We start from the raw sequence: 14840 nt of genomic DNA, 5'->3' as shown, positions 1-14840 counted from the left end.
TGCGGCTGGCTCTCTATCGAGGAAGCCGTCTGGCTCGGAGTTCCACCGGCAGGATGGGCGGCACCGACCATTCGGAGATCCACCCGAACTCTGCGCGGCCCCGGGCTTCAACACTAGGTAACGCGGATTCGCAGACCGCTGCGAACGAACCCACTCCAGCCCCAGGAGAACCATCATGAAAGTGCGAGAAATCATGAGCCGCGAAGTGCGCACCATCGCCCCCTCCACCAGCCTGCGCGAGGCCGCCGAGCTGATGCGCAAGGTCGACATCGGCGCGCTGATCGTCAACGACGACGACCGCATGAGCGGCGTGCTGACCGACCGCGACATCGTCATCCGCGCGGTGGCCGACGGCCTGGACATGTCCACCCCGGTGAGCCAGGTGATGAGCGGCGAGGTGTGCTACTGCTTCGACGACGAAGAGGTCGACCATATCGCCAAGAACATGGCGCAGATCGAGAAGCGCAGGCTGCCGGTGGTCAACCGCGAGAAGCGCCTGGTCGGCATCGTCTCGCTGGCCAATATCGCCACCTGCAATGCCGACAAGCTCAGCGCCAACCTGCTGCGCGGCGTGGCGCGCATGCACTGATGGCGAGAACCCGGCGCGCTACGGCAGGTGCTTGCCGGGTGTGCGCCGGGGCCGGCGCAGCCGGGCCAGCAGCAGGCCGAGCAGGTAGCTGCCCAGGATCGGCACGATCAGGCCGAGCAGCGCCTCGGCCAGCAGGTTCCAGTTGAGCAGGCTCTCGCGATCCCGCATCTGCCATGTCTGCGCGACGTAAAACAGCACCACGCCCGTCCACAGGATGGAACACAGCATCCACAGCCGCCGCCATCCATTCATCGTATTCCCACGCTCCCCGTTCTCGCCTGTTCGCTGCCCCGCTCCGCCTCGTCGGGTACTATGCCGTCCCGGTCAGAGCGGCGCACACTGCGGTTACCACAGCATCGCCGCACGGCCCGAGCCTCGACCGCCCCGGACATATGAGTTATATCAGGCTTCCGCCGATCCGCCCGGCAATGCTGCCGTCACCCCGCATGGAGGGCCTTTCGATGATCAATCCGCAAACGGCCAGCATGCTGGCGCACTACAAGCGCTGGGCCGACCGGCTGCTGTACGACAGCCTCGCCGCTCTGCCCTCCGAGGAAATCGTCAAGCAGCGTGCCGGCCCGTTGAAGAGCATTCTCAACATCCTCAACCATGTCTATGTGGTCGACCGCATCTGGCAGGCCCACCTGCTGCGCGGCGAGCACGGCATCAAGTCGCGCATGGAGATTCCCTTCCCCGATCCGCTCGAATTACGCCGGGCCCAGGAAGAGATGAACGTCTGGTTCGTCGCCTGGGCGGCGCAACAGACCGAGGCTTCGCTGGGCGAGGCCTGGGAGTTCGCCTTTCTCTCCGGGCAGTGCGGCGTGATGAGTGCCGGCAGCATGTTCCTGCACGCGGTCAACCACGCCACTTTTCACCGTGGCTGGATCACCCAGCTGTTTTTCGAGATTCCCGCGCCACCGCCGGTGACGGACCTCTGCGTCTATCTCACCGAGGTGCACGGCGACCCGCTGCAGGCCTGCTGAGCGGGCAAAACAAACCCGGCCTCGGCCGGGTTGCTGTTTCAGCGCTGCCCTTCCACCTGGGGTGGAATCAACTCGACACCCTCCATCGGGTCGCGCCAGTCCCGCGGGCTGGCACGATCCTGGATGTTCTCGCCGCGCTCGACGGGCGTGTTGTTCGGGACCGGGTTCTGTCTTTCCTGCAGTTGTTCGCGTGGCATGGTTCACCTCGACTGGCCGGAATTGGCCGTACGAGGTTCGAGGCACCATGCCGAGCAGGCGTTCAACCCCTCTCGTCGGCTGCCGGCATGAATAGAGCTCTCACCGCCGCATGGCCCAGCGCGCGGGCCTCGGCCAGCGCCTCCTCGCCGCGCGCGGTGCCCTCGACGGTGAAGAACCGCAGGTCGCGCAGCCCGACCGTGGCCAGCGCCGCCTGCAGGTAGGGGCGCAGGAAATCCGGCTGGCGCGCCTGCTCGCCGCTGATCAGGCCGCCCGATGAGAGTGCCACATACACCGGCCGGTCGCGCAGCACGCCGACCTTGCCCTGGGGCGTGGGCGTGAAGGTCACGCGTACCCGCACGATATGGTCGATCCACACCTTGAGCGCCGAGGGCACCGTGTAGTTGTGCATCGGCGTGGCGATCAGCAGTACGTCGGCGGCATCGAGCTGGTGAATCAGTTCGTCCGAGCGGCGCTGGGCATCGCCCGGCTGCGGCAGGTCCACCGGCGAGGCCAGCGCCAGGGCGTAGGCGGCGTCCACATGCGGCAGCGGGTTGAGGTCGAGGTCGGTGAGGTCGATGGCGCGACCACCGGACTGCACGGCGATGCCCTCGAGGATCTGCTGCGACAGGCGCAGGCTTTCGGACTCGGCTCCCCGTGGGCTGGCGATGAGCCGCAGGACGCGCAGCGGGCCGAGGGACGAACGGTGGGACGGGGCGAGTGGTTGGCTCATGGTCATCTACATCCGGTAGGTGTCAGGGCGGCGTGGCGAAGCCGGGCCAGTATGGCCCGCTCGCCCGGTGCCAAGAAGGGGTGTTGGCTGGCCCATTTGAGCGGGTTCATCTGGGCTGGGATCTGCGGCCGGGCATCAGTGCCGCGGCAACGCCTCGAGGATTTTCCGCACCTGCTGCGCCGCCTCGAAGATCGCACTCTCCGCGTATGGCGCAAAGCCGATCACCAGTCCCGGCGGCCGCGGCGCGTGGCAGTAGGCGGACAGCGGCAGCAGGTCGATGCCTTGCTCCTGCAGCGCCGCGCAGGCACTCGCCTCATCGTCCAGCTGCAGGCGGCAGGCGATGTCCAGGCCGGCGCGGATCGGCGGCACCTCGATCAGCCCGCGCCAGTGCCGCTGCGCCGCCTCGCTCAGCGCATCGGCCCGCGCGGCATAGAGCTTGCGCATCCGCCGCACATGGCGGTCGAAGTGGCCGTCGGCGATGAACGACGCCAGCACCGCCTGGCTGAGGCTGTTGGCATGCCGCGCGGTCAATGCCGAGGCGCGGGTGAAGGGCTCCACCAGCTGCGGCGGCAGCACCAGATAGGCAAGGCGCACGGCCGGGAACATCAGCTTGCTGAAGGTGCCGGCGAGGATCACCGAGCTGTCCGCCGCCGGCAGCGAGCGCAGCGCCGGAATCGGTTTGGCGATGAAGCGGTACTCGCTGTCGTAGTCGTCCTCGATGATGTAGGCGCCGCTCTCGGCGGCCCAGCGCAGCAGAGCCAGGCGGCGCGCGGGTGAAAGCTCGCCGCCTAGTGGCAACTGGCGCGAGGGCGTCACATAGGCCAGCCGCGCCTTCGGCGCCAGGCGGATGCCCTCCTCCACGCGCAGGCCGTGCTTGTCCACCGGCACGTTCACCCAGCTGCAACCGGACACCTGCATCAGCTGCCGTGCGCCCGGGTAGGCCGGGTCCTCCAGCCAGATCTGTTCGCCCTGCGGCACCAGCAACCGCAGGCACAGGTCGATGCCCTGCTGCACGCTGCTGAGCACCAGGATGCGCTCCGCCGACACCTGCACGCCGCGGGCGATGGCCAGGTAGCCGGCGATGGCCTCGCGCAGCGCCGGCAGGCCGGACGGGTCGGAATCGAGCAGGGTCGACAGGCGCGACGAGCGCAGCTGCTGGATATGCAGCTTGCGCCACAGGTCGACGGGAAAGGCGCTGACGTCGCCGCGATGGGGGAAGAACGGCCGGCTGCCCGGCGTGACGGCGCGCCGGCCGAACACCGGGCGGATCGTCGCCAGCCGCTCGACCCAGGGCGTCGCCGGCGATTCGCGCTGCGGCTCCACGTTGGGCACGACCTTGCGCTGCACGTAGCCCGCATGAAGCGTGGTGTCCGGCAAGACCTCGCTGACATGGGTGCCACTGCCCACGCGCGCCTGCAGATACCCCTCGGACAACAGCTGCTGATAGGCCGCCTGCACCGTGCCGCGGGCCATTGCGTAGTGCTCGGCCAGGGCCCGGGTGCTGGGGAGCTTGGCCCCGGCCGGCAGGCGCCCGGCCAGCACCGATTCGCGCAGGCTCTGGTACAGCCAGGCCTGCAGGCTCACACCCGGCGCGGGCGCGCCGAGCGGCAGGGAGACGATCAGCGAGGGACGTTTATCGAGCGGCATGCGACACCCAAAGTGGACCAATACGTTACGAAGATACTGGATCAATACCATGATCCACATCAGTTGCACACTCACTCCCGTCCTACCCACATCCATCCACAGCCTTTTTTCGATTCGGAGTGAGCCATGAACCAACAACAGATCCTCATCATCGGCGCCGGCTTCGGTGGCCTCTGGAGTGCCCTCAGCGCCGTTCGCCTGCTGGACCAGCACCAGCGTCTCGACGTCGCCGTCACCGTGCTCGCCCCGCAGGCCGAGCTGCGCGTGCGTCCGCGCTTCTACGAAAGCGACATCTCCACCACCGTCGCCCCGCTGGGCGAGCTGTTCGATGCGGTGGGCGTGAACTTCATCCAGGGCAGCGCCACCGGCATCGACGCCGACGGCAAGCGCGTCAGCTACCGCGACGCCCACGGCGAGCAGCGCGAGCTGTCCTTCGACCGCCTGATCCTCGCCGCCGGCAGCCATGTCGCCCGCCCCGCCGCGGTCCCCGGCATCGCCCACGCCTTCGACGTGGACAGCTACGAGTCGGCGAAGAAGCTCGGCGACCACCTGCAGGACCTGCGCGCACTGCCCGACAGCCCCGAGCGCAATACCGTGGTGGTGGTTGGCGGTGGCTTCACCGGTATCGAGACCGCGACCGAGATGCCGGCGCGCCTGCGTGAAGTGCTGGGCGAGCGGGCCGACATCCGCGTCGTGGTGGTCGACTCCGGCGCGGCCGTCGGCGCCGCCATGGGCGAGGCCATGGCCGAAGTGATCTCCCAGGCCAGCGACGAGCTGGGCGTCACCTGGCGCCTGGGCTCGGCCGTGCAGTCGGTGGATGCCAACGGCGTGGTGCTGGCCGACGGCGAGCGCATCGATGCCAGAACCGTGGTCTGGGCCGTGGGCGTGAAAGCCTCGGCGCTGACCGAGCAGGTCGCCGGCGAGCGCGACCGCCAGGGCCGCCTGCACGTCGACCGCACCCTCAAGGTGCTCGGCCAGGAGAGCATCTTCGCCACCGGCGACACCGCCTACGCGGCTACCGACGACCTGGGCAACCACGCGCTGATGACCTGCCAGCACGCCATCGCCCTGGGCCGCTCGGCCGGCAACAACGCCGCCGCCGATCTGCTCGGCGTGGCCCCTATCCCCTACAGCCAGCCGAAGTACGTGACCTGCCTCGACCTCGGCGCCTGGGGCGCGGTGTACACCGAAGGCTGGGAGCGCAAGGTGGTGCTCACCCGCGCCGAAGGCAAGGAGCTGAAGACCCAGATCAACACCCAGTGGATCTACCCGCCGGTCGCCGTGCGCGAAACCGCCCTGGCCGCTGCCGACCCGCTGATCCCCGTGGTGGCCTGAGCCATCGCCCGCGCGAAACCCGGGGGGTCGATCCCCGGGTTTTTCCCTGCAAGGAGACGCACCATGCTCGACGTATCCGAGAGCCTCACCCCGCGTTCGACCCTGGCGCAGCGCTGGCCGCTCTGGTTGCCGCCGCTGATCGCCGCCTTCTATCCCTACCTGCTCGACGCCTTCCATGTGCTGGTCAAGGGCGAAGGACATATCACCCCCGCGGCCGCGCTGCTGTTGCTGGCCGCCTTCGCCGTGCCGGCGCTGGGCCTGCATCTGGCCTGCCGCGCCAGCGGCCGTGGCGTCGAGCAGACACGCGCGCGGCGCCTGGGCCTGCTGCTGGTGGCGACGCCGACCCTGTACTGCTTCGTCGGCGTCAACCTGTACATGCTCGGCATCGCCACGGCCGAGGGCTGGATCTGGACCCTCGCCTGGTTGGCGCTGGCCCCGCTGGCGGCCGTCGCCACACCCGCCGAACATGACGCGCGCACCGAGCGTCCGACGCCGACGCTGCTGCGCGTGGCCCATGGCGTGTCCGGCGCGCTGGTGGCGCTGTTCATCGCTTTCCACCTGTTCAATCACCTGCTCAGCCTGGCCGGGCCGGAGGTGCACGCGGTGCTGATGGAGCGTGGCCGCCAGGTCTACCGCGCGCCGCTGGTCGAGCCGCTGCTGGTGATCGCCCTGCTCTTCCAGGTGGTCACCGGCCTGCAACTGGCCTGGCGCTGGAGCACCCGCGGCGGCGACTTCCAGCGCATGTTCCAGCTCGCCTCCGGGGTGTTCCTGGCGGTGTTCATCCTCGGCCACCTGAACGCGGTGTTCGTGTTCGCCCGCCTCTGGGCCGGCATCGAGACCGACTGGGCCTTCGCCACCGGCGCACCCACCGGGCTGATCATGGACCCGTGGAGCATCCGCCTGCTGCCGCACTACGCCCTGGGCGTGTTCTTCGTGCTCGCCCACCTCGGCTCCGGCCTGCGGGTGGTGCTGCTGGCCCATGGCGTGGCGCGGCGCACCGCCGACCGGCTCTGGTGGCTGGGCGCCGGCGCCGCCGCCCTGGTGTCGCTGGCGATCCTGCTCGGCATGACCGGCCTGCGCCTAGGCTGAGCCCGCCTCAGCGCGCCGTGGCCACGGGCTCGGCCGTGCGCCGGGCCTCGGCCAGCAGCGCGGTGATCACCCGCTCCTGCTCGGCGTGGCCACCCTCGCCGATGTGCAGGTAACGCACCCTGCCCTCGGCATCGACGAAGTAGTGCGCCGGCCAGTAGCGGTTGGCGAAGGCGTTCCAGATCCGGTAGTCGTTGTCGATGGCCACCGGGTAGTCGATGCCGAGGCGCTCGACCTCCTCGCGGACATTGCCGATCACCTTCTCGAAGGCGTACTCGGGGGTGTGCACGCCGATCACCACCAGCCCCTGGTCGCGGTAGCGCCGCGCCCACTCCTGCACCTTGGGCAGGGTGCGCTGGCAGTTGATGCAGCCGTAGGTCCAGAAGTCGACCAGCACCACCTTGCCGCGCAGCGCCTGGCGATCCAGCGGCGGCGAATTCAGCCACTGCACCGCACCGGCCAGCTCGGGCATCGCCGGGCTGCTCTCGGCCGCCGACAGCGGCGCGGCGTCGGCCCGGGCGATCAGGTTATCGAGCGGCAGCCGCGGCGCCCGCTCGATCAGACCGCGCTCCAGAGCGTCGGTGGCGATCGGCTGCAGCTTCACCAGCAACTGGCGATCCAGCCCGCTGGCCATCACCGCCACCGCAACCAGCATGGTCACGCCGGTGGCCCGTCGCAGCCAGGCGCCCAGCGGCAGGCCGCGGCGCAGGCGCGCCAGCAGCCGGTCACCGGCCAGGGCGATCAGCCCGAGCGCCGCCGCCGCGCCGCCGCCATAGGCCAGCAGCAGGAGACTGGTGTTTACGCTGGCGCCGTCGAGCATGGCGCCGGCCAGGATCAGGCCGAGGATGGGGCCGGCGCAGGGCGCCCACAGCAGGCCGGTGGCCACGCCGAGCAGCACGCCGCCCAGCGGCCCGGCGCGGCGCCGCCCGGCGTCGTCCAGGCGACCGCCCAGGCGGCTGAAGGGACGCATTGCCCGCTCGGCGAAGGGCGGCCACAACAGCGCCAGGGCGAACAGGGCCAGCCCGGCCAGCGCCAGGTGACGGGCGAACTGGCTGGCCTGGACGACCCATTCGCTGCCGACCACCGCCAGGCTGGAGACGGCGGCGAAGGTCAGCGCCAGGCCCGCCAGGGTCGGCAGGCGCTGGTCGCGGCGTGCCAGCAGGAAGGGCACCACGGGCAGGATGCAGGGGCTGAGCAGGGTCAGCACCCCGCCGAGAAAGGCGACGATCAACATGAAATGTTCCTCTGCAAGGCCCGGCAGGGCGCCGGGCATTCGATGGGAAGCGGCCGCCTCAGCGGGCCGCCTGTTCCACCGCCTGGGCGATCACCTCGGCCACCGCCGCCGGCTCGGCGAGCATCGGCGTGTGGCTGGTCGCGAGCTCGGTGGTCCGGGCGCCGATGGCTTTGGCCATGTCGCGTTGCAGGCGCGGATCGATCATGCGGTCCCGGCCGGCGACGACGAACCAGGACGGCCGGGTCTTCCACGCCGCGCTGCCGATCTTCTCCTCGAAGTTGGCCGCGCGGATCGGCCCCTGGGTGGCGGCGATCAGCGCCGTTTCCGCCGGCGGCAGGTCCTGGGCGAAGTCGCTCGCCACGGCATCCGCCGGTAGGTGCAGGTAGCCGCCGGGGCCCGACGCCAGTCGGGCGATGCCCGGCGGTGTCGGATAGCCCTTGCCCCTCTCGGCGGTGGACTGGCCGCTGTCCGGTGCGAAGGCGGCGACGTACACCAGCGCCTTCACCCGCGGGTCGTTGCCCGCCTCGCTGATCACCGTGCCGCCCCAGGAGTGGCCGACCAGCACCACATCGCCGCTGGCCTGTTCGATGGCCCGGCGCGCCGCGGCCACGTCGTCGCCCAGCGAGCTGAGCGGATTCTGTACCGAGATGACGTCGATCCCCTTCTGCTGCAGCAGCGGGATCACCTTGTTCCAGCTGCTGCCGTCGGCGAAGGCACCGTGGACCAGCACCACCTCCGGCCTGTCGGCGGCGAAGGCCGGCACGATACCGGCGGTGGCGAGGATGGAGGCGGCGAGCAGGGTCTTGAGGCCGTTCATGGGTGTTCTCCTGAAGTCGATGGGTGGGTGGACGGCGGCGTTCAGCCGCTGACCTCGCAGGCCTCGGCCTGGGTCTGGTAGTCGAGGCCGCGCACCTCGCCCCGGGAGTCGACGTAGGTCATGTGCGCCGTGACCACGGTGCAGTACGGCGCCGCCGGCACCTCGATGGAGAGCACCTTGTCGATGTCCAGCGCCATGCCGTAGCGGTAGGTCTCGGTGTTGTCGGCCTGGGCGATGGAGGCGCTGCCGAGGGTGGCGAGCAGACCGGCGCAGGCGATGAGGGAATTGAGTTTCATGGGGAAGTCCTCTGTGGTTGATTGACGGTGGCCATTCAACGGCGAGGAGGTATCCGCGGTGTGTCGCCCGCGGGCGCCAGGGTATGGGCGTGTGTCGGTGGCGCGCGGGATACAGTGCAATACAAAGCGCGCGAGCATTGCCGGCGGCGCTGGATAGAATGCACGCAGTCACCATTACCGAGGCGCTGGCATGGAGCATGTCGATCACGTCCTGGTCGTCGACGACGACCGGGAAATCCGCGAACTGGTGGGCAACTACCTGAAGAAGAATGGCCTGCGCGTGAGCCTGGCCGCCGATGGCCGGCAGATGCGCGCCTTCCTCGAAGGCAACGCGGTGGACCTGATCGTGCTCGACATCATGATGCCCGGCGACGACGGCCTGAAGCTGTGCCGCGAGCTGCGCGTGGGCAAGCACAGGGCCACGCCGGTGCTGATGCTCACCGCGCGCAACGAGGAGACCGACCGCATCATCGGCCTCGAGATGGGCGCCGACGACTACCTGACCAAGCCCTTCTCCGCCCGCGAGCTGCTGGCACGGATCAACGCCGTGCTGCGCCGCACGCGCATGCTGCCGCCCAACCTGCAGATCAGCGAGAGCAGCCGGCTGATCGGCTTCGGCCACTGGCGCCTGGACACCAGCGCCCGCCACCTGCTGGACGAAACCGACACGGTGGTCGCCCTCAGCGGCGCCGAGTACCGCCTGCTGCGGGTGTTCCTCGACCATCCGCAGCGGGTACTGAGCCGCGAACAGCTGCTCAACCTGACCCAGGGCCGCGAGGCCGACGTGTTCGACCGCTCCATCGACCTGCTGGTGAGCCGCCTGCGCCAGCGCCTGCTCGACGACGCCCGCGAGCCGGCCTACATCAAGACGGTGCGCAGCGAGGGCTATGTGCTCTCCCTGCCCGTGCAACTGATCGAGCCCAAGCCATGACGTCCCTGCTCCGCTGGCCGCGCAGCCTGGCCGCGCGCCTCACGTTGATCTTCCTCACCGGCCTGGTGCTGGCCTACGGCCTGTCGTTCGGCTCGCAGTTCTACGAGCGCTACCTGACCGGGCGCGACGTGATGCTCGACAACCTGGAGATGGACCTGAGCACCTCGGTGGCGCTGATCGACCGCCTGCCGCCCGACGAACGCGCCAGCTGGCTGCCGCTGCTGGAACGGCGCAACTACCGCTACCGCATGGACCAGGGCCTGCCCGGCACGCCGATGGACATGACCGACCCACCGATGGCCGTGTCCTCCATCGAGCGGGCCATCGGCGAGCGCCATGCGCTGCGCTTCGTCACCCTCGACGGGCCGCGGCCGCACTTCCAGGTGCATATCCGCCTCAGCGACGGCCGCCCGCTGGTGCTGGACGTCACCCCCGGCAGCGTTCCGGTGGCCCAGTGGCTGCCGCTGATGCTGCTGGTGCAGTTGCTGGTGCTGCTGCTCTGCACCTGGCTGGCGGTGCGCACGGCGATTCGCCCGCTGACCCATCTGGCCAGCGCCGTGGACCACCTGGACCCGGACAGCCCGGCGCCGCCCCTGGATGAGCGCGGCCCGACCGAGGTGCAGTACGCGGCCCGCGCCTTCAACGCCCTGCAGGGCCGCATCGCCGCCTACCTGAAGGAGCGCATGCAGCTGCTGGCGGCCATCTCCCACGACCTGCAGACGCCGATCACACGCATGAAGCTGCGCGTCGAGCAGATGGACGAGTCGCCGGAGCGCGAGCGCCTGTGGGGCGACCTCAACGAGATGCAGCACCTGGTGCGCGAGGGCGTGGCCTACGCGCGCAGCATGGACGGCAGCCGCGAGGCGCTGTGCCGGGTCGACCTGGACGCCTTCCTCGACAGCCTGGTGCTCGACTACCAGGACAGCGGCCAGGCGGTAACACTGGACGGCCGCAGCGGCGCGCTGATCGAGACCCGTCCCCACGCCCTGCGCCGGGTGCTGAGCAACCTGCTGGACAACGCCCTGAAGTTCGCCGGCAGCGCCGAGCTGAAGGTGGAGCGCGATGCGCGCGGTGTGCGCCTGCTGATCCTGGACGAGGGCCCCGGCATCGCCGAGGAAGAGCTGGAGGAAGTGTTCAAGCCGTTCTACCGGGTGGAAAGCTCGCGCAACCGCAGCACCGGCGGCACCGGCCTGGGCCTGGCCATCGCCCTGCAGCTGAGCCAGGCCCTGGGCGCGCGCCTGAGCCTGCGCAACCGCGAGCACGGCGGCCTGTGCGCCGAACTGGCACTCACTGTAACGGGCTGAGGCGAGGATACAGAGCGATACAGGACGGCCGCGCACGGACACACGGGAGACAAAGCGGCTGGCGAGCATGACGGGCAACGCGGCGCACAACGCGCCGCGCCCCTTCCAAGGAGCCCGCCCATGACCCGATCCGAACCCTCACCCAGCCTGCACGGCTGGGGCCTGTTCAGCCTGCTGTCGCTGCTCGTCCTCGTCGCCACCGCGCTGGCCCTGCTCTGGCAACCGCAGCTGGTGGAGGCGCTGCGCAGTGCCATCCGCGTCACCGCCCGCACTTCGTTCGCGCTGTTCCTGATCGCCTTCCTCGCCTCGTCCCTTGCCCTCCTGCTGCCCAGCCCGACGACCCGCGCACTGCTGCGCGAGCGCCGCTACTTCGGCCTGGCCTTCGCCTTCTCGCACCTGATCCACGGCGTGCTGATCCTGACCTACGCGAAGCTGTTCCCGGAGGTGTTCTGGAACGGCCGCTCGGCCGCCGCCAACATCCCCGGCTCGGTGGGCTACCTGTTCATCCTGCTGCTCAGCCTCACCTCCTTCCGCTGGGCGATGAAGGCCCTCGGCGGGCGTGGCTGGAAGCTGCTGCACGGCACCGGCACCTGGGTGCTGGCGGCGATCTTCTGCCTGTCGTTCTACAAGCGCATCCCGATGAGCCCGTGGTACGCGCTGGGCTTCGCCCTGATCTTCTCCGCCATCGTGCTCAAGCTCGTCGCCAAGCTGGCCCAGCGTCTGCGCCGCGAGGCGCAGCCGGCCCGCGCACCGCTTGCCACTGCCCGCTGAGGTCACCATGTACGCCACCGCATTCGCCCCGCTGAAAAACGCCTTCGCCCGCCTCGACCGCCTCGGCGCCTGGAGCGCCGACCTACCGCTGCGCCTGTTCCTCGCCTGGGAATTCTTCGAGGCCGGCCTGGAGAAATGGAACGGGCAGAACTGGTTCGCCCAGCTGCAGTTCCCCTTCCCCTTCGACCTGCTCCCGGCCGAGCTGAACTGGCAGCTGTCGATGTGGATCGAGCTGATCGCGCCGCTGCTCCTGCTGCTCGGCCTGGGCACGCGCCTGGCATCGGCGACGCTGATCGTGCTGACCGTCGTCGCCATCGCCGCCGTGCACTGGCCGGCGCACTGGTCGAGCCTGGCGGAGCTGGCCCTGGGCTATTCGATCAGCGACCATGGCCATGGCAACTACAAGCTGCCGCTGATCTACCTGGTCGCCCTGCTGCCGCTGCTGCTCGGCGGTGCCGGCCGCCTAAGCCTGGACGCCTTGCTGCGCCGCAAGGCCTGATCCACGCCACAAAAAAGCCCGCGCATCTCGGCAGGTGCGCGGGCTTTTTCATGCTTGCCGTTCAGGCGCCGGGGCGAGTCCCCAGCACTATGCCCTGGGCGCGCAGGCTCTCCAGCAACGCCAGCCCGGCCGGCAGGACCTGTTCCGGCGCCACGCCGATGGCCTCGGCCAGCAGCGCCAGGTGCTCAGCGCCGCAGACAGTGCGTTCCTGCAACGACAGCAGCAGCGCATGGGCCAGCGGCGCCAGGCGCGAGAAGTGCACGCGCCGGTCCGCACCGCGCCGGGCCAGGATCAGCGTCGGCTGCTCCGGCGCCGCCTGCGGCAGGTGGCCCGGGCCGATCTCCGCCACCGGCCAGCGATACGCCAGCGGCAGGGCCAGAGGCGACAGCACCGGCACGCCCTCGAGCAGGTCGCCACGCGGCTCGTGCTCCGGCTCCGCGGCGTCGCTGAGCAACAGCACGCTCTCCACCCGCTCGTAATGGGTCAGCTCGGCCAGCCACTCGGGCGCGTCGGGCGCCGCGCCCGCTTCCAGGTAGTCGACGAACTCGCCGGCCAGCTCGGTGAACAGCGGCGTGCGGCAGCGGTAATCGGCATAGAAAGCCTGCACCAGCGCCTGCCAGCGCGCTGCACCCAGGCTCGCCCGTGCCACGGGGAAGGCACCGGACAGCAGCGATTCGAGATTGCCGAAGAACAGCTGCCGGTAGACCGCCAGGCGCCGCGCCGCGATGCCCGGTGGCGGCGCGTGGCGCTGCGGATCGCGCACATGGCGGGCCATGCGCAGCAGCTGCTCGTACAGGGCCTCAGCCATGGCGCACCTCCGGCAGCCGGGCGGCGCGCTGGTAGCCGCGAATCTGCTCGACTTCGCTCAGCAGCTCGGCCAACGGCGGGAAGTTGAAGTCCCGCTCCAGCAGCGTCGGCACCTCGCCGAAGCGCGCGTAGGCCTGCGCCAGCAGCGCCCACACATCGCCCTTCACGGCGGCGCCGTGGGTGTCGATCTTCAGGTCGGGCGCCTCGTCGTAATGCCCGGCCACGTGCAGGCACACCACCCGCGCGGCGGGAATCGCTGCGAGGTAGCTCGCTGCGTCATAGCCATGGTTGATGGCGTTGACGAACAGGTTATTGACGTCCAGCAGCAGGTCGCAGTCGGCCTCCTCCAGCACCGCGCGAAGGAACTCGATCTCGCTCAGTGCCTGGTAGGGCGCCGCGTAGTAGGAAACGTTTTCCACGGCGATGCGCCGGCCCAGCACATCCTGAGCCTGGCGGATGCGCGCGGCCACGTGGTGCACGGCCTCGTCGGTGAACGGCAGCGGCAGCAGGTCGTACAGCTGGCCGTCGTCCGAGCAGTAGCTCAGGTGCTCGCTGTACAGCGGCACCCGATGGCGTTCGAGAAAGCTGCGGGTGCGCGTCAGCAGGTCGAGATCCAGCGGCGCCGGGCCGCCGAGCGACAGCGACAGGCCGTGGCAGGTCAGCGGAATGCGTTCGGCCAGCGCCGCCAGGCCATCGCCGTGGGAGCCGCCGACGCCGATCCAGTTGTCCGGCGCGCATTCGAGGAAGTCGACGCTGCCCGGCGCCATCGCCAGCAGCTCGGACAGCAGGGCGCGGCGCAGGCCGAGGCCGGCGCCGTGCACGGGAGCAAGAGTGGTCATGAGGCTTCTCCAGATGGACGAACGCCCTCCCGGTCGGCGACAGGGAGGGCGTGGTGACAAAGAGGTGGATCAGTCCTTGGCCTGGCTCATCTTGGTGAACAGCTCGGTCGGCACCGGCTTGCCGTTGCTGGTGTACTGGTTGCTGCGGAAGGTGTAGACCTCGGCCTCGGACAGGTAGCCGTCGGCGTTGCTGTCGATCGCCTTGAACTCCCCGGCGCCTTTCGGTGCCACGGCCAGCAGCTCCTTGAGCGAGACGCGGCCGTCGTCGTCGGTGTCGGTGCGGGCGAAGGAGGCATCGCCGCATTTGCCTTCACCGCACTTGCCTTCGGCCTGGGTGGCCTTGGCTTCGCCGCCGCACTTGCCCTCACCGCACTTGCCTTCGCCCTGGGTCGCCTTGGCTTCGCCGCCACACTTGCCCTCGCCGCATTTGCCTTCGCCACACTTGCCCTCCCCGGCCTTGTCGGCGGCGGCCAGCTGATAGCCCTGGGGTAGTTGTTCGACGGCGAAGGCAGTGGACGCCAGGTTCATGCCGCCGGCCAGGGCGACAGCGAGCAGGCCGATGCGGGTCTTGTTGGAAACGGGGGTATGGGACATGGGAATTCTCCGGTGCTGGGCGCGATGCGCGCGGATGTGCCGTGAGGCGGTTGGCCCGGAGAGGTCGCGTGGCGCGGCCCGCTCTCGGGTCGGGCCATTGGGCCGCGCGCGTGTGTCCCGCACGTATCGGCAACGGGCGCGCTTTGTATGCCAGCGCCGCAGGGCGCGACGCGGATACAG

At 69.8% G+C, this 14840-nt stretch carries 18 protein-coding genes; 8 read left to right on the top strand and 10 right to left on the bottom strand.

Features of this window, described 5'->3' with window-relative positions; all coding sequences use genetic code 11:
* Positions 1–175: 175 nt before the first annotated feature.
* Positions 176–589, top strand: a complete 414-nt coding sequence (locus tag NF616_RS03345; RefSeq protein WP_252271641.1) for a CBS domain-containing protein — start codon at positions 176–178, stop codon at positions 587–589.
* Positions 590–607: 18 nt separating this feature from the next.
* Here NF616_RS03345 and NF616_RS03340 read toward each other — a convergent pair whose 3' ends face one another.
* A complete protein-coding gene (locus tag NF616_RS03340) occupies positions 608–817 on the bottom strand; it encodes a hypothetical protein (RefSeq protein WP_252271640.1) in 210 nt (69 codons plus the stop codon).
* A gap of 233 nt (positions 818–1050) precedes the next feature.
* Here NF616_RS03340 and NF616_RS03335 point away from each other — a divergent pair, with 233 nt between their 5' ends.
* Entirely contained in the window at positions 1051–1572 is a 522-nt protein-coding gene (locus NF616_RS03335) for a DinB family protein (protein ID WP_252271639.1), read from the top strand.
* A gap of 38 nt (positions 1573–1610) precedes the next feature.
* Here NF616_RS03335 and NF616_RS03330 read toward each other — a convergent pair whose 3' ends face one another.
* The 3 genes from NF616_RS03330 to pdxR all read right to left on the bottom strand — a co-directional run bounded on the left by NF616_RS03330 (position 1611) and on the right by pdxR (position 4147).
* On the bottom strand, positions 1611–1769 hold the full coding sequence (locus tag NF616_RS03330; RefSeq protein WP_252271638.1) for a hypothetical protein: 159 nt from the start codon (positions 1767–1769) through the stop codon (positions 1611–1613).
* 62 nt (positions 1770–1831) lie between these two features.
* Complete coding sequence (locus NF616_RS03325; RefSeq protein ID WP_252271637.1) at positions 1832–2500, bottom strand: FMN-dependent NADH-azoreductase; 669 nt, start codon at positions 2498–2500, stop codon at positions 1832–1834.
* 135 nt (positions 2501–2635) lie between these two features.
* Entirely contained in the window at positions 2636–4147 is a 1512-nt protein-coding gene (pdxR, locus tag NF616_RS03320; RefSeq protein ID WP_252271636.1) for a MocR-like pyridoxine biosynthesis transcription factor PdxR, read from the bottom strand.
* A gap of 126 nt (positions 4148–4273) precedes the next feature.
* Between pdxR and NF616_RS03315 the strand changes: the two genes are divergently transcribed.
* On the top strand, positions 4274–5482 hold the full coding sequence (locus NF616_RS03315) for an NAD(P)/FAD-dependent oxidoreductase (RefSeq protein ID WP_252271635.1): 1209 nt from the start codon (positions 4274–4276) through the stop codon (positions 5480–5482).
* Between the two features lie 63 nt (positions 5483–5545).
* Positions 5546–6571 carry a hypothetical protein gene (locus NF616_RS03310; RefSeq protein ID WP_252271633.1) on the top strand — a complete coding sequence of 342 codons (1026 nt, stop codon included), beginning with the start codon at positions 5546–5548 and terminating at the stop codon, positions 6569–6571.
* Positions 6572–6578: 7 nt separating this feature from the next.
* On the opposite strand, the gene NF616_RS03305 is transcribed toward NF616_RS03310, so the two are convergent.
* From NF616_RS03305 to NF616_RS03295, 3 genes are read right to left on the bottom strand one after another with little or no spacing between them, the layout of a single operon-like run.
* Entirely contained in the window at positions 6579–7802 is a 1224-nt protein-coding gene (locus tag NF616_RS03305) for a cytochrome c biogenesis protein DipZ (RefSeq protein ID WP_252271632.1), read from the bottom strand.
* Between the two features lie 58 nt (positions 7803–7860).
* Entirely contained in the window at positions 7861–8619 is a 759-nt protein-coding gene (locus NF616_RS03300; RefSeq protein WP_252271631.1) for an alpha/beta fold hydrolase, read from the bottom strand.
* A gap of 41 nt (positions 8620–8660) precedes the next feature.
* Positions 8661–8915 carry a DUF2790 domain-containing protein gene (locus tag NF616_RS03295; protein ID WP_252271630.1) on the bottom strand — a complete coding sequence of 85 codons (255 nt, stop codon included), beginning with the start codon at positions 8913–8915 and terminating at the stop codon, positions 8661–8663.
* Between the two features lie 190 nt (positions 8916–9105).
* On the opposite strand from NF616_RS03295, the gene NF616_RS03290 reads away from it, so the two are divergent.
* The 4 genes from NF616_RS03290 (at position 9106) to NF616_RS03275 (ending at position 12420) form a co-directional block, all read left to right on the top strand.
* Positions 9106–9846: a response regulator gene (locus NF616_RS03290; RefSeq protein WP_252271629.1), complete on the top strand. Its 741-nt coding sequence runs from the start codon at positions 9106–9108 to the stop codon at positions 9844–9846.
* Complete coding sequence (locus NF616_RS03285; RefSeq protein ID WP_252271628.1) at positions 9843–11150, top strand: sensor histidine kinase; 1308 nt, start codon at positions 9843–9845, stop codon at positions 11148–11150. The genes NF616_RS03290 and NF616_RS03285 overlap by 4 nt, the downstream gene beginning before the upstream one ends.
* Positions 11151–11270: 120 nt before the next feature.
* Positions 11271–11921, top strand: coding sequence for a ferric reductase-like transmembrane domain-containing protein (locus tag NF616_RS03280; RefSeq protein ID WP_252271627.1), 651 nt, complete (start codon positions 11271–11273; stop codon positions 11919–11921).
* Positions 11922–11928: 7 nt separating this feature from the next.
* Complete coding sequence (locus NF616_RS03275; RefSeq protein WP_252271626.1) at positions 11929–12420, top strand: HvfX family Cu-binding RiPP maturation protein; 492 nt, start codon at positions 11929–11931, stop codon at positions 12418–12420.
* Positions 12421–12481: 61 nt separating this feature from the next.
* On the opposite strand, the gene NF616_RS03270 is transcribed toward NF616_RS03275, so the two are convergent.
* From NF616_RS03270 to NF616_RS03260, 3 genes are all read right to left on the bottom strand, one after another.
* Positions 12482–13228, bottom strand: a complete 747-nt coding sequence (locus tag NF616_RS03270; RefSeq protein ID WP_252271625.1) for an HvfC family RiPP maturation protein — start codon at positions 13226–13228, stop codon at positions 12482–12484.
* Positions 13221–14066 carry an HvfB family MNIO-type RiPP peptide maturase gene (locus NF616_RS03265; protein WP_252271624.1) on the bottom strand — a complete coding sequence of 282 codons (846 nt, stop codon included), beginning with the start codon at positions 14064–14066 and terminating at the stop codon, positions 13221–13223. The genes NF616_RS03270 and NF616_RS03265 overlap by 8 nt, the downstream gene beginning before the upstream one ends.
* A gap of 69 nt (positions 14067–14135) precedes the next feature.
* On the bottom strand, positions 14136–14660 hold the full coding sequence (locus tag NF616_RS03260; protein ID WP_252271623.1) for an HvfA family oxazolone/thioamide-modified RiPP metallophore: 525 nt from the start codon (positions 14658–14660) through the stop codon (positions 14136–14138).
* Positions 14661–14840 lie beyond the last annotated feature (180 nt).

This window comes from Pseudomonas subflava (genome assembly GCF_023823685.1).
In the GTDB taxonomy this organism is placed as follows: domain Bacteria; phylum Pseudomonadota; class Gammaproteobacteria; order Pseudomonadales; family Pseudomonadaceae; genus Aquipseudomonas; species Aquipseudomonas subflava.
The sequence above is the reverse complement of the archived record's forward strand: the minus strand, read 5'-3'. Positions and strand labels throughout refer to the sequence as shown.